Origin of the sequence: Streptomyces sp. JJ36 (assembly GCF_021696945.1) — a bacterium.
Taxonomy (GTDB): Bacteria; Actinomycetota; Actinomycetes; order Streptomycetales; family Streptomycetaceae; genus Streptomyces.
The window spans coordinates 13,111-33,317 of sequence record NZ_JACYHE010000067.1; the positions used below are offsets into that span (position 1 = coordinate 13,111).

The 20,207-nt window shown below is 75.7% G+C and carries 23 protein-coding genes; 10 read left to right on the plus strand and 13 right to left on the minus strand.

What is annotated here, in order from left to right; all coding sequences use genetic code 11:
- The first annotated feature begins 37 nt into the window (after positions 1–37).
- Both HOY81_RS21185 and HOY81_RS21190 read left to right on the plus strand, forming a co-directional pair.
- Positions 38–619, plus strand: coding sequence for a DUF1003 domain-containing protein (locus HOY81_RS21185; RefSeq protein WP_237322092.1), 582 nt, complete (start codon positions 38–40; stop codon positions 617–619).
- A gap of 57 nt (positions 620–676) precedes the next feature.
- Positions 677–1,834 carry an Mrp/NBP35 family ATP-binding protein gene (locus HOY81_RS21190; protein ID WP_237322072.1) on the plus strand — a complete coding sequence of 386 codons (1,158 nt, stop codon included), beginning with the start codon at positions 677–679 and terminating at the stop codon, positions 1,832–1,834.
- Between the two features lie 112 nt (positions 1,835–1,946).
- Here HOY81_RS21190 and HOY81_RS21195 read toward each other — a convergent pair whose 3' ends face one another.
- The 5 genes from HOY81_RS21195 to sigE form a co-directional block, all read right to left on the minus strand.
- Positions 1,947–2,624: a hypothetical protein gene (locus tag HOY81_RS21195; protein ID WP_237322073.1), complete on the minus strand. Its 678-nt coding sequence runs from the start codon at positions 2,622–2,624 to the stop codon at positions 1,947–1,949.
- 156 nt (positions 2,625–2,780) lie between these two features.
- Positions 2,781–3,266, minus strand: coding sequence for a sec-independent translocase (locus HOY81_RS21200; RefSeq protein WP_237322074.1), 486 nt, complete (start codon positions 3,264–3,266; stop codon positions 2,781–2,783).
- 124 nt (positions 3,267–3,390) lie between these two features.
- Positions 3,391–5,166 carry a trypsin-like peptidase domain-containing protein gene (locus tag HOY81_RS21205; RefSeq protein WP_237322075.1) on the minus strand — a complete coding sequence of 592 codons (1,776 nt, stop codon included), beginning with the start codon at positions 5,164–5,166 and terminating at the stop codon, positions 3,391–3,393.
- A 91-nt stretch (positions 5,167–5,257) separates the two neighbouring features.
- On the minus strand, positions 5,258–6,232 hold the full coding sequence (locus HOY81_RS21210) for an anti-sigma factor (protein WP_237322076.1): 975 nt from the start codon (positions 6,230–6,232) through the stop codon (positions 5,258–5,260).
- Positions 6,229–7,002: an RNA polymerase sigma factor SigE gene (gene sigE, locus HOY81_RS21215; protein WP_237322077.1), complete on the minus strand. Its 774-nt coding sequence runs from the start codon at positions 7,000–7,002 to the stop codon at positions 6,229–6,231. The genes HOY81_RS21210 and sigE overlap by 4 nt, the downstream gene beginning before the upstream one ends.
- A gap of 128 nt (positions 7,003–7,130) precedes the next feature.
- On the opposite strand from sigE, the gene HOY81_RS21220 reads away from it, so the two are divergent.
- The gene (locus tag HOY81_RS21220; protein WP_237322078.1) at positions 7,131–7,814 is read left to right on the plus strand and encodes an O-methyltransferase; all 684 of its coding nucleotides are present in this window, start codon (positions 7,131–7,133) and stop codon (positions 7,812–7,814) included.
- Positions 7,815–7,968: 154 nt separating this feature from the next.
- On the opposite strand, the gene HOY81_RS21225 is transcribed toward HOY81_RS21220, so the two are convergent.
- The gene (locus HOY81_RS21225; protein ID WP_237322079.1) at positions 7,969–8,136 is read right to left on the minus strand and encodes a DUF3117 domain-containing protein; all 168 of its coding nucleotides are present in this window, start codon (positions 8,134–8,136) and stop codon (positions 7,969–7,971) included.
- A 297-nt stretch (positions 8,137–8,433) separates the two neighbouring features.
- Between HOY81_RS21225 and HOY81_RS21230 the strand changes: the two genes are divergently transcribed.
- Positions 8,434–9,222 carry an enoyl-CoA hydratase-related protein gene (locus tag HOY81_RS21230; protein ID WP_237322080.1) on the plus strand — a complete coding sequence of 263 codons (789 nt, stop codon included), beginning with the start codon at positions 8,434–8,436 and terminating at the stop codon, positions 9,220–9,222.
- On the opposite strand, the gene HOY81_RS21235 is transcribed toward HOY81_RS21230, so the two are convergent.
- Positions 9,207–9,866, minus strand: a complete 660-nt coding sequence (locus HOY81_RS21235; protein WP_237322081.1) for a DNA-3-methyladenine glycosylase I — start codon at positions 9,864–9,866, stop codon at positions 9,207–9,209. The genes HOY81_RS21230 and HOY81_RS21235 overlap by 16 nt on opposite strands.
- Positions 9,856–10,251: a DivIVA domain-containing protein gene (locus tag HOY81_RS21240; protein WP_237322082.1), complete on the minus strand. Its 396-nt coding sequence runs from the start codon at positions 10,249–10,251 to the stop codon at positions 9,856–9,858. The genes HOY81_RS21235 and HOY81_RS21240 overlap by 11 nt, the downstream gene beginning before the upstream one ends.
- A 210-nt stretch (positions 10,252–10,461) precedes the next feature.
- Here HOY81_RS21240 and folP point away from each other — a divergent pair, with 210 nt between their 5' ends.
- Positions 10,462–11,325 (plus strand): dihydropteroate synthase, encoded by an 864-nt coding sequence (gene folP, locus HOY81_RS21245; protein WP_237322093.1) that lies wholly within the window; start codon positions 10,462–10,464, stop codon positions 11,323–11,325.
- Between the two features lie 157 nt (positions 11,326–11,482).
- Here folP and HOY81_RS21250 read toward each other — a convergent pair whose 3' ends face one another.
- From HOY81_RS21250 to HOY81_RS21260, 3 genes are all read right to left on the minus strand, one after another.
- Positions 11,483–12,262, minus strand: coding sequence for a TIGR00730 family Rossman fold protein (locus HOY81_RS21250; RefSeq protein WP_237322083.1), 780 nt, complete (start codon positions 12,260–12,262; stop codon positions 11,483–11,485).
- A 135-nt stretch (positions 12,263–12,397) separates the two neighbouring features.
- Positions 12,398–13,477: a succinyl-diaminopimelate desuccinylase gene (gene dapE / locus HOY81_RS21255; RefSeq protein WP_237322084.1), complete on the minus strand. Its 1,080-nt coding sequence runs from the start codon at positions 13,475–13,477 to the stop codon at positions 12,398–12,400.
- Between the two features lie 9 nt (positions 13,478–13,486).
- Positions 13,487–13,633: a hypothetical protein gene (locus HOY81_RS21260; RefSeq protein ID WP_237322085.1), complete on the minus strand. Its 147-nt coding sequence runs from the start codon at positions 13,631–13,633 to the stop codon at positions 13,487–13,489.
- 61 nt (positions 13,634–13,694) lie between these two features.
- Between HOY81_RS21260 and HOY81_RS21265 the strand changes: the two genes are divergently transcribed.
- Complete coding sequence (locus tag HOY81_RS21265) at positions 13,695–14,567, plus strand: hypothetical protein (RefSeq protein WP_237322094.1); 873 nt, start codon at positions 13,695–13,697, stop codon at positions 14,565–14,567.
- A 368-nt stretch (positions 14,568–14,935) separates the two neighbouring features.
- Positions 14,936–15,382: an ATP-binding protein gene (locus HOY81_RS21270; RefSeq protein WP_237322086.1), complete on the plus strand. Its 447-nt coding sequence runs from the start codon at positions 14,936–14,938 to the stop codon at positions 15,380–15,382.
- 99 nt (positions 15,383–15,481) lie between these two features.
- On the opposite strand, the gene dapC is transcribed toward HOY81_RS21270, so the two are convergent.
- On the minus strand, positions 15,482–16,558 hold the full coding sequence (gene dapC / locus HOY81_RS21275) for a succinyldiaminopimelate transaminase (RefSeq protein ID WP_237322095.1): 1,077 nt from the start codon (positions 16,556–16,558) through the stop codon (positions 15,482–15,484).
- A gap of 179 nt (positions 16,559–16,737) precedes the next feature.
- A complete protein-coding gene (gene fdxA, locus HOY81_RS21280) occupies positions 16,738–17,064 on the minus strand; it encodes a ferredoxin (protein ID WP_237322087.1) in 327 nt (108 codons plus the stop codon).
- A gap of 138 nt (positions 17,065–17,202) precedes the next feature.
- Between fdxA and HOY81_RS21285 the strand changes: the two genes are divergently transcribed.
- From HOY81_RS21285 to HOY81_RS21295, 3 genes are all read left to right on the plus strand, one after another.
- On the plus strand, positions 17,203–18,210 hold the full coding sequence (locus HOY81_RS21285) for a GNAT family N-acetyltransferase (protein WP_237322088.1): 1,008 nt from the start codon (positions 17,203–17,205) through the stop codon (positions 18,208–18,210).
- A gap of 152 nt (positions 18,211–18,362) precedes the next feature.
- Positions 18,363–19,193, plus strand: coding sequence for a transglutaminase-like domain-containing protein (locus HOY81_RS21290; RefSeq protein WP_237322089.1), 831 nt, complete (start codon positions 18,363–18,365; stop codon positions 19,191–19,193).
- A gap of 228 nt (positions 19,194–19,421) precedes the next feature.
- On the plus strand, positions 19,422–19,970 hold the full coding sequence (locus HOY81_RS21295; RefSeq protein ID WP_237322090.1) for a hypothetical protein: 549 nt from the start codon (positions 19,422–19,424) through the stop codon (positions 19,968–19,970).
- Positions 19,971–20,207: the final 237 nt, after the last annotated feature.

Here is a 20,207-nt window from a genome sequence, read left to right on the forward strand (position 1 = left end):
GCAGCGGCGGCGGCTGCGCGGCGCCGCCGCCACGCGGATGCGGCTGGACGTGCCGCGGGAGCCGCGCCGCAGCCTCTTCCCGGAGTACGACCCCGACGCCTTCGGGCGGCTCTCGGAGAAGATCGCCCGCTTCCTCGGCACCGGCCGGTTCATCGTCTGGATGACGGGCGTGGTGGCGGTGTGGCTCCTCTGGAACGTCCTGGCGCCGCCGGTCCTGCGGTTCGACGAGTACCCGTTCATCTTCCTGACCCTGATGCTCTCCCTCCAGGCGTCGTACGCCGCCCCGCTGATCCTGCTCGCGCAGAACCGGCAGGACGACCGGGACCGGGTCAATCTGGAGCAGGACCGGAGGCAGAACGAGCGCACCATCGCGGACACCGAGTTCCTGACCCGGGAGGTCGCCTCGCTGCGGATGGGCCTGGGGGAGGTCGCCACCCGGGACTGGATCCGCTCCGAGCTGGAGGAGCTGCTCGCGGAGCTGCGGGAGATCCGGGAGCTGCCGGAGACCCCGGGTCCGGAGGGCGGCGAGGACGGCGGCCGGGAGCGGCACGGCGCGGGAGAACGGCGGGAGCGGGGGGACGGCGGGGGCCGCCGGGGACCGGGGCCGGCGGGGGCGTGACCAACGACGCGGACCCGCCCGCTTCGGACCACCGCCCGTCGGCCGTACCATTTCCGCATGGCTACCGACTCGTACAGCACCCCCACGGAAGAGGCGGTCCGCGCCGCCCTCGCCACGGTGAACGACCCGGAGATCCACCGGCCGATCACCGACCTGGGGATGGTCAAATCCATCGACATCGCGCCGGACGGCGCGGTCGCGGTCGGGGTCTATCTGACGGTATCCGGCTGTCCGCTGCGCGAGACGATCACGGCGAACGTCACCGAGGCCGTCGAACGGGTGGAGGGCGTCACCGGCGTCAGCGTCGAGCTGGACGTGATGAGCGACGAGCAGCGCCGGCAGCTCCGGGACTCGCTGCGCGGCGGCCAGGCCGAACGCGAGGTGCCGTTCGCCCAGCCGGGTTCGCTGACCCGGGTCTACTGCGTGGCGTCCGGCAAGGGCGGCGTCGGCAAGTCCTCGGTGACGGTCAACGTCGCGGCGGCGATGGCGGCCGACGGCCTCAAGGTCGGCGTGGTGGACGCCGACATCTACGGGCACTCGGTCCCACGCATGCTGGGCACCGGCGACGCCCGGCCGACGCAGGTCGAGGACATGATCATGCCGCCGTCGGCGAGCGGCGTGAAGGTGATCTCCATCGGCATGTTCACGCCGGGCAACGCGCCCGTGGTGTGGCGCGGCCCGATGCTGCACCGGGCGCTGCAGCAGTTCCTCGCCGACGTGTACTGGGGCGATCTGGACGTCCTGCTGCTGGACCTGCCGCCCGGCACCGGCGACATCGCGATCTCGGTCGCGCAGCTCGTGCCGAACGCCGAGATCCTGGTCGTCACCACGCCGCAGCAGGCGGCCGCCGAGGTCGCCGAGCGGGCCGGGTCCATCGCGGTGCAGACCCACCAGAAGATCGTCGGGGTCGTCGAGAACATGTCCGGGATGCCCTGCCCGCACTGCGACGAGATGGTGGACGTCTTCGGCACCGGCGGCGGTGAGCGCGTCGCCGAGGGCCTGACGAAGACCACGGGGGCCCAGGTTCCGGTGCTCGGCGCCGTCCCCATCGACGTCCGGCTGCGCGAGAGCGGCGACGACGGCAAGCCGGTGGTGCTGACCGACCCGGACTCCCCCGCGGGCGCCGCCCTGCGGTCCGTGGCCGGCAAGCTCGGCGGGCGGCAGCGCGGCCTCTCGGGCATGTCCCTGGGCCTCACGCCGAGCAACAAGTTCTGAGCGTCCTCCGCGGCCCCGGACGGCGGCCGCGGGCGCTCCGGACACATCTCCGGACGCACGGTCGTCGAGGGGCCTCTCCCAGCGCGGAGCGGCCCCTCCGGCGTGTCCGGGCTCAGTGCGCGTAGGCGGTGATGTCCTTGATCACCGAGAAGCCCAGCCCGTAGGCGCTCATCCCGCGCCCGTACGCGCCGATGTGCACGCCGTCCCGGGCGGACCCGGCGAGCACCCAGCCGTACTCCGACTCCCGGTAGTGGAAGTCCGTCGGCACCCCGTCGACGGGCAGGGAGAGCCCGGACCAGCCCGGACCGTCCAGCGTGTCCGCCAGGTCCCAGGCGGTCGCGGTCTGCTGGTCCAGCCAGTCCTGCCGGAGCGCGCGCTCCATCTCGGTGGGCCAGGTGCAGGAGAGCAGGCCCGAACCGGCCAGCCAGGCGGCCGTGGAGACCGAGGTGGCCTCCAGCACGCCGGTGCCGTCCGCGCTCTGCCGCACCGGACGGCTGGCCACGGTGACCACCACCACGAAGCGCTGGCTCTCCGGGTGCGCCTCCACCTTGAGCGACGGCTCGTCGCCGTGCCCGGTCGAGCCGTGCTCCACCGTCCCGTCCGCGGCCGTGCCGACCTGCATCAGCCAGCGCGGACCGGTGAAGGCCTCGTCGAGGCCGTACCAGGGGAAGGCCGCCAGCAGATAGCCGTCCACCACCCGTCTCCCGGACGGCGTACCGTCGGGAGCCTCGTGGCCGGCCGGTGTACCGCCGGGCGCTCCCTGCGGCCCTACCCGACTCGTCGTCTCCATGTGTGCGACGCCTCCTCGTTGCCCTGCGTGTGGGCGGCCCGCCCCCCTCGGACGGCCCGACCCCGGACACAGGGAGGATAGCCACCCGGAACGGCCGTGTCGGGCATGACGGGCGTCACACCGCCCCGGACGGCCCCCCGGCGGCGGTCGCCGGACTCACGTCGCGTCCGCGTCGAACGGCGGGGGCTCACGGCGCGGGCCCTGGCCGGAGCCGCCCTTGTCGAGGTCCACCGGCGCGCTCGTCCCGGCGCCGGAGGCCGTGCCCCCGGTGGCTCCGGAGCCACCGCCCGAGCCACCGGAACCGCGGCTGCCGGGCTCCTTGCCGTTCACCGCGTCGGTGACCTCCGCCAGGTCCTTACGCAGGTCGAAGCTGCTCTGGATCTCCTTGATCCCCAGCTCGTCGTCGTCCAGGAGGTGCTTGCGGGCGAAGTTCCGCGGGTTGAGGTCCTCGAACTCGAAGTCCTTGAACTCCGGCCCCAGCTCCGACCGGATGTCGTCCCGTGCGCTGTCCGAGAAGGCCCGCACCTTCCGCACGAAGCGCGCCGTGTCCTGGATCACCTTCGGCAGCTTCTCCGGCCCGAAGACCAGAACGGCGAGGATGACGAGCGCCACCATCTCGAGGGGTCCTATGTCGAAGAACACCGTGCAGCTCCCTCAGTAACGTCCTCGGCCCGCATCACGGTACACCGGCGAGGGCCGCCGAGGAGCCCTCGCCGCAGCCCTCCGTCCCGCCGTCCCGCGGGTGCGCGCGGCCGCCGCCGGGCCGTCATCCGTCGCCGGAGGAGCCGAGGACGAGCCGCACGGCCCGCTCCGCGCCGTCCCGCTCGACGGTCAGCTGCAGCGCGTCCCCGGGCCGCCGGCTGCGGATCCGCACGATGAGCTCCTCGGCGCTGTGCACCGGCTCGCCGCCGACCTCCGTGATGACGTCCCCCGGCTCGATGCCCGCCCGGTCGCCCGGCCCGCCGGGCGTGACCGGAACGCTGCCGCCGCCCGCCGCCACCACCCGGGCGCCGTCCCCGGCGTACGCCAGGTCGAGGGTGACGCCGATGACCGGGTGGGTCGCCCGGCCGGTGTTGATCAGCTCCTCGGCGACCCGCTTGGCCTGGTTCACCGGGATGGCGAAGCCGAGACCGATGCTGCCGCCCTGACCGCCGGGGAGGCCGGAGCCGCCGTCGGCGGACCGGATGGCGCTGTTGATGCCGATGACCCGGCCCCGGGCGTCGACGAGCGGGCCGCCGGAGTTCCCGGGGTTGATCGAGGCGTCCGTCTGCAGCGCGTCGACATAGCTGACGTCGCTCCCCGCGCCCTCTCCGCCTGCCGTGATCGGGCGCTCCTTGGCGCTGATGATGCCGGTGGTGACGGTGCCCTCCAGGTCGTACGGCGCGCCGATCGCGATGACCGGGTCGCCCACCCGTACGGAGTCGGAGTTGCCCAGTGGCAGCGGGTGCAGCCCGGAGACGCCGTCGACCCGGACCACGGCGAGGTCGTAGCCGCTGTCGCCGCCGACGACCTGGGCGTCGACGGTCTGCCCGCTGTGGAAGGTCACCTGCACCGTGCCGCCCTCGGCGGCGGACTCGACGACATGGTGGTTGGTCAGGATGTGCCCGCGGTCGTCCAGCACGAAGCCGGTACCGGTGCCGCGACCGCCGAGCCCGGCCACCCGCAGCGTGACCACACCGGGCAGGGCCGTCTCGGCGATGCCCGCGACGCTGCCGGGGGCCCGCTTGCCGCTCTGCTCCGCGGGGGCCTGCGGGAGTTCCACGGTGGTGAAGCCGCCGTTCCGCTCGGCGTACGCGCCGACGGCGCCGCCGGCCAGACCCGCCACCAGCGCCAGCAGCAGGGCCCCGCTGAGGAGCCGCAGGCGGCGCGGCCCGCCGCGCGGGGCGGGCTGCTGCGGGCCGGAGGCGGCCGGGAGCGGAGCGGCCCAGGGGTCGTAGCGCTGCCAGGGCCCGGAGGGCGGGCCCGCGGGGGGCGTTCCCGGAGGCGGCGCCGAGAGGGCGGCGGACGCGGGCCGGGGCTCCGGGGCGCCCGCTGAGGTGCCATGCGCCGGGGTGCCGGGGCCGGGGGCGCCGTGGACCGGGTAGGGAGGGTCGGCCGGGGCGCCCGGGCCCGGCGTGCCGTGCGGCGGGGTGGTGCCCGGAAGCTGTACGGGCGGGGCGGGCGCCCACGGCCCCGGCCCCCCGTACGGCGGCGTCCGATAGGGGTCCTCGGCATGCAGGGGCACGGAGGCGTCCCGGGCGGCGCCCGGTGGGGAGCCCTGCGTCCCGGCGCCCTCCCCGGGCGCCCGTCCGGTGCCCCCGGCCTCCGGGGCGGACCGGCCGGGGCCGGGCTCCTCCGCGCCGGCCGCGGCCTCGGGGTCGTTCTCCCCGGGCAGGGCCCGCTGCGGGGGCTCCGCGGCCTGCTCCGCGGCCGGGAAGGCCGGATCGGCCGGGCCGTTCCCGGCCGGGGCCTCCGGGTGCGGGTCCGCGGCCGCCGCCCGACGCGGGCGGCCCCACCGCTTCGGCTTGGGCCCGGTGCTCTTCGCGGACTTCCCCTCGTCCATGCTCACCCCATCGTTCTCCGCGCGTCGCAGAGGATTCAACCAGGGTCCGGCGCCGGCCGCCCAGCGAGCCCGGTGTCCGCGCCGCCCGGCGTCACGGCAGCGGGCCGGCCGCCGAGACCGCGGGGGTGGGGGCCGGGACGGGCTCGACCGGCGGCGAGGTCTCGGCCGGTACCCGGCCGGGGATCGCGCCCAGGGGCAAACGCTTCTCCGGCGGGACCAGACGTGGCAGCGCCGACTGGCGTATCAGCGACGGGGTGAAGGCGGAGCCACCGATCAGCAGCGGCTCGCTGCCCGGCTCCGCGGAGGTCTGCACACCCGTGCCCCTCCCCGCCTGGGTGGACAGCGAGGACCGGCTGCCCGCCGACGTGGTGGCCTGTGCGGTCGGGGCCGCCAGGCCGCGGGTGCTGCCGCCCGCACGGCTGCCCGCCGGGCGCCGCCGGGCCTCCCGCTCGCCGGCCGCGGAGGCGCCGCTGCCGGCAGACGCGGTGGAGGAGCCCCGCTCACCGCCGGCGACGGCGGAACCGCTCAGCGAGCCGGCGTTGACCGCGCCGCCCAGGGCGAGCGCCGCCAGGGAGAAAGCGCTCGCCGCCACGAAGGCGAATCTGCGCCCGCGGGAGGCCGGCCTCTCCGCGTCGGGCGCCCGGTGTATGCGGAAGCCGCCGTCGGGCGTCAGCGCACTCACGCCACGCCCCGCGGGGAGCTGGTCGAGCCGGAAGGCGGACCGCCCGGAGCCGCCGGGGCGCAGGGCGGACGGCGCGCCGCGGCGCCCGAGGCCGCCTCCGGCCGGCGGATCGCCGGGCCCGTCCGCGGACGGCGGCCCGGCTCCGGCGGGAAGCCCCTGCAACCGGGCGAGGAGCCCGTCGGACGGTGGCGGCGGGGCGGTGTCCGCGAAGACGTTCTTCAGCCGGCGCTGCGCGTCGGCCTCGGCCTTGCAGCTCCGGCAGGTCGCCAGATGGGCCAGCACCCGCTCCCGCGCGTCGTGGCTCAGCTCGCCGTCCACCAGCGCCGCCAGCCGGTCGCCGAGGTGCTGCTCCACGGGCGTGAGGCGCTCCTCCGTACCGCTCACACTCCACCGACCTCCTCGGCCGCGCTCCCGCCGCCGGGCACGGCGGCGGTCAGCGCGCGCTGCTCGGCGCGCGCGGCGGGCGAGCGGTGCCGCAGCGCCTTGCGCAGGTGCGACCGGCCACGGTGGATGCGGCTGCGCACGGTGCCCAGCTTGACGCCCAGCGTGGCCGCGATCTCCTCGTAGGACAGGCCCTCGATGTCGCAGAGCACCACCGCGGCACGGAACTCCGGCGCCAGGGTGTCCAGCGCCTGCTGCACGTCGGCGTCGAAGTGGGTGTCGTTGAAGTGCTGCTGCGGGGTGGGCTCGCGGCTGGGCAGCCGCTCCGCCGCGTCGTCGGCCAGCGCGTCGAAGCGGATGCGCTGCTTGCGGCGGACGGTGTCCAGGAAGAGGTTGGTCGTGATGCGGTGCAGCCAGCCCTCGAAGGTGCCCGGGGTGTACGTCGACAGCGAGCGGAAGACCCGGACGAACACCTCCTGGGTCAGGTCCTCGGCGTCGTGCTGGTTCCCCGTGAGGCGGTAGGCGAGGCGGTAGACCCGTGCGCTGTGCGTGCTGACGATCTCCTCCCAGGACGGAGGGGTCCACGCCTGGGCATCCGCCTCGGTGTCGAAGGTGGCGGTCGCGGTGGTGTCGGCGGTGTGGACGCGGTCAGCGGTGTCGGTCACGGATTTCGGCTCGCTTGCGGGCCGGAGGAAGCGCCGCAGCACTCCCCGGCCGTGCGCAGCCGCACCTCCCCTGTCGGCTCTGGTGGTGTCCAGTGGAGCCCCTACCATAGCCACCTCGCCCGTTAGCTCCGGATAAGCATTTTTGACCTGCATTGCTCACGCCTGCCGTCTGTCCGTCCCTCCCGTCAACGCCCGGTCCCATCAGCAGGTTCCCGGGGCAGCGGATACAGTCACCGTTGCGTCGACCACGGGGACAGGAGAGGGCCATTACCGGCAACCGGCAGACGAGCTGGGCGTTCGCCGACGCGTACGGCGCGGAGCTCGTCGAGAACGCCGAGAGCGCAGCGCTGCACCAGGCCCGCGAGCGGGCCCGGGAGGCAGGGCTGCGCCCGGTGTCCTCCGGTACCGGCGCCGCCCTCCGGCTGCTCGCCGCGACGACGGAGGCGAAGGCCGTCGCCGAGATCGGCACCGGCACCGGCGTCTCCGGCATCCACCTGCTGTGCGGAATGCGCCCGGACGGCGTGCTGACCACGGTCGACATCGAGCCGGAGCGGCAGAGCTTCGCCCGGCAGGCCTTCCGCACGGCCGGCTTCGCCGGGAACCGCGCCCGCTTCATCCCGGGCCACGCCCTGGAGGTGCTGCCCCGGCTGGCCGACGGCGGCTACGACATGGTCTTCTGCGACGGCGACCGGCTGGAGTACCCGGACTACCTCGGCGAATCGTTGCGGCTGCTGCGGGTGGGCGGGCTGGTCTGCTTCGAGGGGGTCTTCGCGGACGGGCGCACCGTCGACTCGGCGGCCCAGCGCGCCGAGGTGCGGGGATTGCGTGAGCTGCTGCGCACCGTGCGTGAGAACACGACGCTGGTGCCCTCGCTGCTGCCGGTCGGCGACGGGCTGCTCTGCGCGGTGAAGCGCGCCTGACCCGCCGCACCCGGAGCACCGGCCGGACCCCGGGACGAGGGCGTTCCGGAAGGCCGCACGGGAAGGCCGTACCGGAAGAGCTCACCGGGGAACGGACCGGAACGACGACGCCCCGGGGTGCGGGGCACCCCGGGGCAGGCCGCAGCGGACTGCGTCAGGCGCAGACCTTCTTCAGCTCCTCCTCGAGCGCGATCGCCTCGTCCGGGGTCAGCTCGACGACGAGTCGTCCACCGCCTTCGAGCGGAACGCGCATGACGATGCCCCGCCCCTCCTTGGTCACCTCGAGCGGGCCGTCGCCCGTCCGCGGCTTCATGGCCGCCATGCTCGTATCCCTTCCTGAAACCAGCTCACCGCAGCCGACAACTCAGGTGTCACCGGCATCGAACACATTGCTTGCCTTCCATTATCCCGCATGCCGGGACCCGATGACCAACAAGTGCCTGCATCCCTTCGGCAACGCACAGGCGCAAATCCACCCAATCCGGGGATCCGGCTCTTTCCCGCCGTGGATTTCCCCCGTTCCCGCCCCGGGCGCGTTTGACGCAGGTCACACCGGAGGGGAATCCGGAGCCCGGGTGCCGCCTTCCGGCTCCCGGACATCTGGTCCATGCTGTGCTGCATGGCCGACACCGTGCTCCACGACGTGACCGAGGGACTCGCGACGATCACCCTCAACCGCCCCGACGCGATGAACGCGCTCGACGAGGCGACCAAGAACGCGCTGCGGGACGCCCTGCACCGGGCGGCGGACGACCCCGCCGTACGGGCCGTGCTGCTCACCGGCAACGGCCGGGCGTTCTGCGTGGGGCAGGACCTGAAGGAGCACATCGGCGAGCTGCAGCAGCAGGGCGGCGGCGCCCTGACCACGGTGCGGGAGCACTACAACCCGATCACCCTGGCGATCGCCACCATGCCCAAGCCGGTGGTGGCCGCGGTCAACGGCGTGGCCGCGGGCGCCGGGGCGGGCTTCGCCTTCGCCGCCGACCACCGCATCCTGGCCGACTCCGCGGCCTACAACACCGCCTTCGCCGGGATCGCGCTCACCGCCGACTCCGGCATGTCCTGGTCACTGCCCCGGCTGGTCGGCCCGGCCCGGGCGAAGAACCTGCTGCTCTTCCCGCGCAGCGTCAAGGCCGAGGAGGCGCTGGAGCTGGGCCTGGCCGACCGGGTGGTGCCGGCCGACCGGCTCGCCGAGGAGGCCCGGGAGACGGCCCGCCGGCTCGCCGAGGGCCCGACCGCGGCGTATGCCGCGATCAAGGAGTCGCTGGACTACGGGGCCTCCCACTCGCTGGCCGAGACCCTGGACAAGGAGGGCGAGCTCCAGCTCCGCGCCGGTGCCTCCGAGGACCACCGCATCGCCGTGGAGGCTTTCGTGCGCAAGGAGACGCCCCGCTACGTCGGGCGCTGAGCGGCGAACGGCCCGCCGGGCGCATCCGCCGGGCGGCCGCCCGGCGCGCCGGGGTCCCGGAACGCACAGCCGGCCAGGTGGTCGTTGACCAGGCCGCAGGCCTGCATGAGCGCGTACGCGGTGGTGGGCCCGACGAAGCGGAGGCCGCGCCGCTTCAGCTCCCGGGCCAGCGCGGTGGACTCCGGGGTGACGGCCGGGACGTCCGCGAGGGTGCGCGGCGCCGGGCGCCCGTCCGCCTCCGGGGCGTGGGACCAGACGAGCCGGTCGAGTTCGCCCGGCTCCCACCCGGCGGCGACCCGGGCGTTGGCGATCGCTGCACGGATCTTCGCGCGGTTCCGGATGATCCCCGGGTCGGCGAGCAGCCGCAGCTCGTCCTCCTCGGTGAAGCGCGCGACCTCGGCGATCCGGAAGTCCGCGAACGCGGCGCGGAAGCCCTCCCGGCGGCGCAGGATCGTCAGCCAGGACAGCCCGGACTGGAACGCCTCCAGGCACAGCCGCTCGTACAGCGCGTCGTCGCCGTGCACCGGGTGGCCCCACTCGGTGTCGTGGTACGCGACCAGGTCCTCGGCGTGCCCGGCGGACAGCCCCCAGGGGCAGCGCGGCCTGCCGTCCGGACCCGCCGCGGCCTCGCCCTCAACGCTCATCGGTCCACTCCCCGCTCCCGCCGGGCCGCGGGCCTCCGGCCGGGGCCCCGCCGCCGGGCTCCGCCGCCCGGGCCCCGGCCAGCGCGGACTCCAGCTCGGCGATGCGCGCGTCACGCTCGGCCAGTTCGGCACCCAGCCGGTCCAGCACGTCGTCCACCTCCCGCATGCGGTAGCCGCGGGCGGCCATCGGCAGCCGCAGCGCGTCCACGTCGGCGCGGCCCGCCGGGCGGTCCGCCGGCAGCGGCTCCTCCAGCCGGTCCGGCAGCGGGTCGGTGAGCCCGCCGTGCGCGGTGCGACCGCGTCCCTCGCGGTCGCCGCTGCCCAGCACGACGAGCGTGACCGCGGCGACCACCACGACCAGCGAGATGAGCAAGAACCAGAACACGGCCGTCTCCCGGGGTCCGTCCGAGCGCGCCGGAGCGCGCGGTCTCCGCAGCCCGCCGCCGACGCCGGCAGGCTGCCTGTGGTCTCCGATCGTGCCACGGGCCACCGACGGTTAGGGTCGGGGCGGCGGGGACACCGGTGGGTGCACGCGCGGTGACCTGCGGTGGGTCCCGGTGATCGGGAGAGGCACCCGGAGACGAAAGTGAGCGACATGCTGCGCCTGGGGACACGCGAGTTCGGCGAGGACCAGCCGGTGATCATGGCGATCGTGAACCGGACGCCGGACTCCTTCTACGACCGGGGCGCCACCTTCCGGGACGAGGCGGCGCTGGCCCGGGTGGAGCAGGTGGTGGCCGAGGGCGCCGCGATCGTGGACATCGGGGGCGTGAAGGCCGGGCCGGGCGAGGAGGTCACCGTCGCGGAGGAGGTGCGGCGTACGGCGGGCTTCGTGGCCGAGGTGCGGCGCCGCCACCCGGACGTGGTGATCAGCGTCGACACCTGGCGGCACGAGGTCGGCGAGGCGGTCTGCGAGGCCGGCGCCGACCTGCTCAACGACGCCTGGGGCGGCGTCGACCCCCGGCTGGCCGAGGTGGCCGCGCGGCACGGCGCCGGGCTGGTGTGCACGCATGCGGGCGGGGCGCGGCCGCGCACCCTGCCGCGCCGGGTGGCGTACGAGGACGGGGTGATGACCGACATCCTGCGGGTCACCACCGGGCTCGCGGAGCGCGCGGCGGGGCTCGGCGTGCGCCGGGACGGCATCCTGATCGACCCGGGGCACGACTTCGGCAAGTCCACCCGGCACTCGCTGGAGGCGACCCGGCGGCTGGACGAGATGGCCGCGACGGGCTGGCCGGTGCTCGTCTCGCTCTCCCACAAGGACTTCGTCGGGGAGACGCTGGACCGGCCGGTGAAGGAGCGGCTGCTCGGCACGCTGGCGACCACCGCCGTCTCGGCCTGGCTCGGGGCCCGGGTCTACCGGGTGCACGAGGTGGCGGAGACCCGCCAGGTGCTGGACATGGTGGCCTCGATCCGGGGCCACCGCCCGCCGGCCGTGGCCCGCCGCGGCCTCGCCTGAGCACGGGCCCGCCTCGGGCAGGCGCCCGAGGCGGTGGCAGCACCGGTGCCGTCCCGTCGGCGGCCCGGCGACCGCGGGGCGGCCCCGGCCCTCCCGCACCCTCGGCTCCTGCCGGCCGTCGCCCCCTCGGCCGGGCACCGTCGCCCGCCGCGGACGGTCACCCCCGGACGGAGCCGCCCGGCCCGCCGTCCGTCCCGGCCTCCTTGCTCATCAGGGCGACCGCCTCGTCCACGTCGTCCGTGAGGTGCAGCAGGTCCAGGTCGTGCGACGACGCCTTGCCGGTGCCGACGACCGCGTGCCGGACCCAGTCCACCAGCCCCTGCCAGTACTCCGAGCCGAAGAGCACGATGGGGAAGCGGGTGACCTTGCGGGTCTGGACCAGGGTGAGCGCCTCGAAGAGCTCGTCCAGCGTGCCGAAGCCGCCGGGCAGCACCACAAAGCCCTGGGCGTACTTCACGAACATCGTCTTGCGCACGAAGAAGTAGCGGAAGTTGACCCCGATGTCGACGTACGGGTTCAGCCCCTGCTCGAAGGGCAGCTCGATGCCCAGCCCGACCGAGGTGCCGCCGGCCTCCAGCGCGCCCTTGTTGGCCGCCTCCATGGCGCCCGGGCCGCCGCCGGTGATCACCGCGAAACCGGCCTCCACCAGCCCCCGGCCGAGCCGCTCGCCGGTCTCGTACCCGGGGGAGTCCAGCGGGATCCGGGCCGACCCGAACACGCTCACCGCCGGTCCGAGTTCGGCGAGCGCACCGAAGCCCTCGACGAACTCCGACTGGATCCGCATGACCCGCCACGGGTCCTTGTGGATGAAGTCGGAGGGGCCGGTGGTGTCCAGCAGCCGCTGGTCGGTGGTGCCGGGCTGCACCTGCCCGCGACGGCGGACCACCGGGCCCAGCCGCTGCTCCTGCGGGTCCCGCTGCTGCTCGGGGCTGCCCATCCTCGTGCTCCCTCCGACGGCGGCCTTCCGTGATGGTCCCCTCAGCGTACGCACCCGGAGGGGACGGACAAGGTCATTTCCGGGGTGGGCGCGGAGGAGCGCCGGTGCGCGGGGCGCCCTCCGGGCGCCGCCGGCTCAGCCGGTCAGCCAGGCGCGCAGCCGCTCCTCGCACTGCCGCACCAGGGCGGTGTCCACCCGCTCGTCCCGCTTGTGCGCGAGGTCCGGATCGCCCGGCCCGTAGTTGACCGCGGGGACGCCGAGGGCGCTGAACCGGGACACGTCCGTCCAGCCGTACTTGGGCCGCGGCGCGCCGCCCACCGCCGCGACGAACGCCGCCGCGGCGGGGTGCGAGAGGCCCGGCAGGGCCCCGGGCGAGCTGTCCTCGACGGTGAACCCGGCGACGCCGCAGTCCGCGAAGACCTCCCGGACGTGGGCCAGCGCGGCCTCCGGGTCCCGGTCGGGCGCATAGCGGTAGTTCACGGTGACCGTGCAGGCGTCCGGGATCACGTTGCCGGCCACGCCGCCCTCGATGCGCACGGCGTTCAGGCCCTCGCGGTACTCCAGCCCGTCGATCGGCACCCGTCGCGGGGTGTACGCGGCCAGCCTGGCCAGCACCGGCTGCGCGGCGTGGATGGCGTTCTCCCCCTTCCAGCTCCGGGCCGAGTGCGCGCGCTGCCCGGTGGTGTGCAGCCGCACCCGCAGGGTGCCCTGGCAGCCGCCCTCGACCTGCCCGCCGGAGGGCTCCAGCAGGACCGCGAAGTCGCCCGCCAGCCAGTCCGGGTGGGCCTCGGCGACCCGGCCGAGGCCGTTGAGGTGTGCGTCGACCTCCTCGTTGTCGTAGAACACGAAGGTCAGGTCGCGGTTGGGCGCCGGCACGGTGGCGGCGAGACGGAGCTGCACGGCCACGCCGGCCTTCATGTCGCTGGTGCCGCAGCCCCAGAGCATCCCGTCGCCGTCCAGCCGGGACGGCAGGTTGTCCGCCACCGGAACGGTGTCCAGGTGCCCGGCGAGCACCACCCGCTCGGCGCGCCCCAGGCGGGTGCGGGCCACCACGTTGTTGCCGTGGCGGTCCACGGCGAGGTGCGGCAGGCCGCGGAGCGCGGCCTCCACGGCGTCGGCGAGCGGCTGCTCCGCGCCGCTGACGGACGGGAGGTCGACGAGCTGCGCGGTGAGCCGTGCGGCGTCCTGCCCCAGGTCGAGTGGTTCGGGCGACATGGGACCACCCTACGGCCCGCGCCCCGGTACCTTGGTGCGCGTGTCAGCGTCCTCGATGTCCTCGGCGTCCTCGGCGTCCTCGGCGTCCTCGGCTTCCGCGGCCTCCGCGCAGGGCTCCCCGGTGGCTTCGCGCCGCGCGGCGCGCCCCGGCGGCACGCCTGCGGCACCGCCCCGGCGGCGCCGCAGGGGCGCACGCCTGCTCGCGGCGTTCGCTGTGCTGCTCGGCGTGGCGGGCTACCTGGTGACGCAGTACGCCACCTCCGGCTCGGGGCCCGCCCGCTGCACCGTGCGGTCCGGAGACGGCCGCGAGGGCGACACCGGTCACGCCGGCTACCAGGTTCAGCCGGAGCAGGCCGCGAACGCGGCGACGATCGAGGCCGTGGCCTCCTCCCGCAGGCTGCCGGAGCGAGCCGTCACCATAGCCCTGGCCACGGCGATGCAGGAGTCCGCGCTGCGGAACATCGACCACGGCGACCGGGACTCGCTCGGCCTCTTCCAGCAACGGCCCTCGCAGGGCTGGGGGACGGAGCGGCAGATCCTCGACCCGGTGTACGCCGCGGGGAAGTTCTACGACCACCTGGTCGAGGTCCCGGGGTACTCCCGGCTGCCGCTCACGGTGGCGGCGCAGAAGGTGCAGCGCAGCGGCTTCCCGCAGGCGTACGCCAAGCACGAGGCGAACGCCTCGCTGCTCACCGCGGCGCTGACCGGCCGACGTCCCGCCGCGCTCAACTGCACCACGGGCCCCGGCGGCACGCCCGTCGAGGCGGGCGACCCGGCAGCCGTACGGGAGAAGCTGCGGCGGGAGTTCGGGCCGGACGTGCTCGGGGGCGAGGACGCCCCCCAGGTGACCGGCGGGGGCCGGGGCAAGCCGTCCTCCGCCGTGCTGGTGCCGGCCGCCTCCGAGCGGCGCGGCTGGGAGCTGGCGCACTGGGCCCTGGCGCAGGCGCCGTATCTGCGGATCGCGGAGATCGCCTACGGCGGGCGGGTGTGGAGCGCGGCGCGCAGCGAGGAGGGCTGGCGCACCGCGGGTCCGGACGGCGCCAACGGCACCGGGTCCGCCGTCGAACTCCGGCTCGCCACCGGCTCGTAGGGCCTCCCACGCCTCCCGAGCGGCACACCGCGGGACCGCACCGGCACCGCGCACCTCCCTCGCAGCATCACCCGGAGGGGGGAGGCGACGGGTGACGGGTGGACGGGCGCCCCGGCCGTGCCCGCGCACCGGGGCGCCGGCCCAACACCCCTGCGGGACGGGCGGTGTGACGTTTCTCCCCCGGCAGCGACGCGCGCCCTATTCCCCTTTTCATCCGATACGGATAACGCCGCGCGTTACCAATCCTTTACCTGTCGCGGCCGCAACCTCAGCCCGCTTCCGTGCGATAGGCACTGCGTCCGGCGGGGCCGCGCAGTCCGGCTCCGGCGGTCACTTCCGAAGCAGCATCTCTCCGCCGAAGGAGCACCATGTCCCTCCCCCTCACCCGCCGGATCGCCAAGGCCGCCCTGCTGACCGCGGCGGGCGCCGCCTCGGTCGTCGGTGCGGCCGGTTCCGCGAGCGCCGCCGACGCGGTGGCCCAGACGTCCGACCTGGGCGGCCTGAGCAACGTGGACACCGCCGGCCTCAGCGACACCGTGGGCGAGACCGCCCACACGGGCACGGCGCTCACCGGCGAGGCCGGCAACAGCGCCGTGGAGAACAGCCTCCCGGGCTCCGGTGAGGCGGTGCAGCCGCTGACCGAGGCCGCCGCGCCGGTGGCCGGGCAGGCCGGGCACGACGCGACCAAGACCGCGACCGGCGTGCTGAGCGAGGCGGCTCAGGGGACCCAGGGCGCCTCCGCCGACGTGCCGCTCGACGGCCTGCCCACCGTCGACAACGTGGGCAACAACCTCACGCCCGGCACCCTGCTCTGACCCCCGGGCCGGAGGGGGCCCGGCGTCGTCGGCGCACGACGTCCGGGCCCCTCGGCGTACCGGCGGGCGGCGGCGAGGCCGCTCCCGGCGCGCGGACGCTCAGCCGGCGAGCCGCCGCACCGCGGCGGCCACCCGCTCGTCCGTGGCCGTGAAGGCCACCCGCACGAACCGCTCCCCCGCCGTGCCGTAGAAGTCGCCCGGCGCGACCAGGAGACCGCGCTGCGACAACGCCTCCACCGTCTCCCAGCAGGACTCGTCCCGGGTGGCCCACAGGTAGAGCGACGCCTCGCTGTGCTCGATGCGGAAGCCGGCCCTCTCCAGCGCGTCGCGCAGCGCACGCCGCCGCGCCCCGTAGCGCTCCCGCTGAGCCGCCACATGCGTGTCGTCGCCCAGCGCCGCCACCGTCGCGGCCTGCACCGGCGCCGGCACCATCATCCCGCCGTGCTTGCGGATCTGCAGCAGCTCGCCCAGCACCGCCGGGTCGCCCACCGCGAAGGCGGCGCGGTAGCCCGCCAGGTTGGAGCGCTTGGAGAGCGAGTGCACGGCCACCACGCCCTCGTACGAGCCGCCGCACACCTCCGGGTGGAGCACCGAGACCGGGTCCGTCTCCCAGCCCAGCTCCAGATAGCACTCGTCGCTGACCAGCAGCACCCCGTGCTCCCGGGCCCAGGAGACCGTCTCGCGCAGCTCCGCAGCGGACAGCACCCGGCCGGTGGGGTTGGACGGCGAGTTCAGCCACAGCAACCGCAGACCCGCCGGGTCCAGCGTGCGGACGCCGTCGTGCACGACCGGCTCCGCGCCGGCCAGCCGGGCGCCCACCTCGTACGTCGGGTAGGCCAGCCGCGGGTACGCCACCCGGTCGGCTGCGCCCAGGCCGAGCTGGGTCGGCAGCCAGGCGACCAGCTCCTTGGAGCCGACCACCGGCAGCACGTGGCGGTCCGTGAGCCCCCGCGCGCCCAGCCGCCGCTCGCACCAGCCGGTGATCGCCGCGCGCAGTGCGGCCGTTCCCCACACGGTGGGATAGCCGGGGCTGTCCGCCGCGTCGGCGAGGGCCTGCCGGACCGGCTCGGGCACCGGGTCGACGGGGGTGCCGACGGACAGGTCCACGATCCCGTCGGGGTGCGCGGCCGCGGCCTCCTTGAACGGCTCGAGCCGGTCCCACGGGAAGACGGGCAGCCGGCCGGAGACGGGCCCTCCCGGAGAGGCGGGGGGCGCGGCGGGGTGCGGGGCGGGGCCGGAGGCCGGGTTCGGGGCGGCACGCACGGGGGGTCTCGCTCTCTGGACGGAGGGGAAAACACCCCGGTCCCGCACGGAGCGGGCCGTACGGGACCGGGGTCAGCGCCGGGGCGGCAGGGTCACTCGTCGTGGCTCTGCGGCGGGAGCGCCGCGATCAGCGGGTGGTCGCGCTCGATCAGGCCGAGCTTGGAGGCGCCGCCCGGCGAGCCGAGCTCGTCGAAGAACTCGACGTTCGCCTTGTAGTAGTCCTTCCACTCCTCGGGAGTGTCGTCCTCGTAGAAGATCGCCTCGACCGGGCAGACCGGTTCACAGGCCCCGCAGTCGACGCATTCGTCCGGGTGGATGTACAAGGACCGCTGGCCCTCGTAGATGCAGTCGACGGGGCACTCCTCGATGCAGGCCTTGTCCTTCAGGTCGACACAAGGCTCCGCGATGACGTAGGTCACGCTGTCGTTCCTCCTCGGTAAGGCGGACGGACCCGGGAACGGTCCGCCGCGGGGCGCGCGGGAGCGCGGCGTCGTCGATGCCCACCCCTAGTATCTCCGTTCCCGGGCATGAGACGAACAGGAGGGGCGGGTAGAGCAGTGGAATTCACTACGGGCGGACGGCTCGAGGTCCGCATCACAGCCGCTGACCTGGGCAGACGCGTCTCCGTACGGTCCCTGACGGGCACCGGGGAGACCACGCCGCGGTTCACCGACACGGTCGGGGTGCTCACCTCGTGGACCGGGGGTGTGCTGCGGATCACGCGTCGCGACGGGCAGGTCGTCGCGCTGCGGGAGTCCGCGGTGGTCGCGGCCAAGGTGGTTCCGGCGGCACCCGCCCGGCGGCGCGGCGGGCCGGCGGCCGGCGCCCGGGAGCTCCAGCGGGTCGCGGCCCGCGGCTGGCCCCCGCTGGAGACCGAGCGGCTCGGGGAGTGGACGCTCCGCGCCTCCCGCGGCTTCACCTCGCGCGCGAACTCGGTGCTGGTCCTGGGCGGGCCCGGGATACCGGCCGGTGCGGCCCTGGAGCGGGTCACCGCCTGGTACGCGGCCCGCGACCTCCCCGCCGTGTTCCAGGTGAGCACCGGCTACGCCGGGGACGACGCGGAGCTCGTCGCCGAGCTGGACCGGCGCGGCTGGACGGCCGGGAAGCACACGGTGTTCTGCACCGGCGCCCTCGCCCCGCTCGCCGACCGCGCCCCGGACGAGCGGGTGCGGCTGAACCGGGAGCCCGGCGACGCCTGGCTGCGGGCCTACGGGCGGGCCGCCGGCGCCCACGACGAGACGGCCTCCCGGGTGCTCGGCGGCGGGCCCTCGGTGTGGTTCGCGACCGTGCCCGGCGCGGCCGGTGGCCCGCCGGCCGCCATCGGCCGCTGCGTGGTGGACGGCCGCTGGGCCGGCTTCGCCGCCGTCGAGGTGCCCCCCGCGCAGCGGCGGCGCGGTCTCGCCACCGCCGTCCTGGCCGAGCTGGCGCGGCAGGCGCTGGCCGAGGGCGCCTCGGCGGCGTATCTCCAGGTGGAGACGGGGAATACGGAGGCACGCGCCCTGTACGCGGGACTCGGCTTCGCCGACCATCACACGTACCACTACCGCACGGCGCCACAGCGCTAGCGGAGCGGCGGCCGCGGACCCCGGCGGCCGCGTCCCGGCGGAGCCCGCGCGGCACGGGCGCGCGTATCCGGCCGGTGGACCGGAGCAGCACCGGGAGGAGCACCGGCAGCCGGCCGGAACGGATCCGAGGACGTGCCGAGGGAGCGGACGGGATGACGAGCAGCAACCGGGAGAGGTTCCGCGCGGCGGCGGCCGAGGAGCGGCCCGATCTGGCGCTGCTGTGCCTGCTCATCGCTGCCGAGGCGGACCCGTCCGGCGGCGAACGGCGCATCGACGAGGCCCAGATCGAGCTCGACCGGCTGGCCGGGATGCTCCCCGCCGGGCTGCGCGGCGCCCGCGAGTGGGCCGAGGCGGTGCGCGAGCTGCTCGGCGAACGGTGCGGCTTCCACGGCACCGCGGCCGACTACCGGCGCCTGGAGTCCTCGCTGCTGCCCTGCGTGCTGGAACGCCGCCGGGGACTGCCGATCCTGCTCTCGGTGGTGTGGACGGAGGTCGCTCGCCGCGCCGGGGGCCCGGTGCACGGGGTGGCGCTGCCCGGCCACTACGTGGTGGGTTTCGGCGACCCGGCCGGGGAGCAGGTGCTCGCCGACCCCTTCGGCGGCGGCCGGCTGCTCGCGCCGGGTGACGCGGAGGTGCTGGTCGCGGGTGCGACCGGCCGGCGGGCGGAGGTGTCCGCGCCGTTGCTGCGGCCCGCCGACCCGCTCAGCACCGTGCTGCGCGTCCTGAACAACATCCGGAGCTGGGCGGCGCCCCGCCCCGAGCACTCCGGCGTGCAGCTCTGGGCCCTGGAGTTGTCCCTGCTGCTCCCCCACCACCCGGTGCACCTGCGGCTCGAGCGGGCTCAGCTCCTCGTCGAGCGCGGGGACTTCCTGCGCGGCGCCCGGAGCCTGGAGGAGTACGCTGAGGCGATGGCCGGCATGCAGCCCAGCACCGCGGAGGCGGCGCGCCGGGAGGCACGGGCGGCCCGCGCCCGGCTCAACTGAGGTTCCCCGCCCCGCGGAGCAGCGCCACCACAGCCCGCCACAGCCCGCCACAGCCGCCGCGCGCCACGCCACGGCTGCGCGCCGTCCCCCGGCGTGGCAGCCCGGACGGGGGCCCTTGCCTTGCCGCGCCCCCCGACGGCACCTAGCGTCGCCGGTGACGGAGCGTAGGTGTTCGGTCACGCGGCTGCGGAGGCCGCGGCTGCGCCCCGGGAAGCGGGAGAGTACGAGATGCGTGATGCGCGTCTGCCGGCCGCGTCCTTCGCGGGCGCCCTCTGCCTGCTCGGCGCGGCGGCCCCCGCCGCCTTCGCCGAGCCCACCGCCGAGGTCGCCCCACGCCGGGTGACGCCCGGCGCCACGGTCACGGTTTCCGTCTCCTGCGACCCGCTGCCGGGACGGAAGAGACCGCCCAGATCGATCAAGGCCTACTCCCAGGTCTTCCGGCACGGCGAGGCCACCCTGCAGCTGACGCCCACCAAGGACGACACCGGCGCCGGGCCCGCCTACACCGGCACCGCCCGGATCGTCTCCGCCCGGCACCTCGCCGGAGGCGGCCCGGACACCGTGGGCCGGAAGTCCACCTGGGGCATCGACGGCGCCTGCCCCGACGGCGCGGACTGGGAGACGGGCGTCACCGTGGACCGCCGCCCGGGCGGCGGCGCGCACGCGGGCGAAGGCGGTTCGCTGGGCGGCGGGAACGCGACCGCGGTGGCGGCCGGCGGGGTGCTGCTGGCGGGCGCGCTGAGCTGGGGCGTGTACGTCCTCCGGCGCGAGGTCTGAGCACTCCGCTCCGCGGCGCCGCACCCGCACCGGGCGCACACCGACGCGCGGTCACCGCCGGCCCGGAGGCCGTGCCCCACGGTACGGGCCCGCCGGCCCACGGGCGGCCGGCAGACTCCCGCGCGGGCGAGCACCCGCGCCCGCAGGAAACCGGCGGCCTCAGGGCGCGCCGGAGCCGGCGCTACGCCACTGCGGACATGGACGGACACGCCGCCGCGGCGATGGGCGCCGACCTGG